This is a genomic window from Psychrobacter sp. DAB_AL32B, from assembly GCF_002224105.1.
Classification (GTDB): Bacteria; Pseudomonadota; Gammaproteobacteria; order Pseudomonadales; family Moraxellaceae; genus Psychrobacter.
Window position 1 is genome coordinate 1 of record NZ_NEXU01000153.1, and the last position, 487, is coordinate 487.

Below are 487 nucleotides of genomic sequence, written 5' to 3' on the forward strand. Positions count from 1 at the left end.
GGTTAAAATACGATGCCATGCAATGGTATCGTTGGGGTTATAAAGTATTTTAACAAACGCCAAAACGTCTTTGATATGGCGTCTTTCAATAAAGCGGATGCCGCCCACCACGATGAACGGAATATGACGTTCCATAAATTCGAGCTGCACGTAGTTGGACTGAAAGGACGTTCGACACAAGACGGCAAAGTCTTGATAATCGTAGTCGGATTTCAATTTTATAATTTTATCAGCAATATATCGTGCTTCTTTGGTTTCATCGCTTAAACGGCGAAATACAGGCTTTAATCCGTCGATGGATACCGCAGAGTACAACTGCTTTTGATAACCTAGCGTGATTTGTGCGGACAAGGCATTGATATAGTCTAAAACAGCAGGCGTACTGCGATAATTCTGCTCAAGCTTAATGAGCTTTGCTTCAGGATAACTCTCTCCAAACAATAAGATATTTTCATAATTGGCACCGCGAAACGCATAAATACTTTGG

General features: G+C 40.9%; 1 protein-coding gene. It reads right to left on the reverse strand.

Going from position 1 to position 487, the window contains the following annotated elements; genetic code table 11:
* On the reverse strand, nt 1-487 hold a 487-nt coding region (locus tag CAN34_RS13770), incomplete at both ends, for a 3'-5' exonuclease (RefSeq protein ID WP_217320639.1).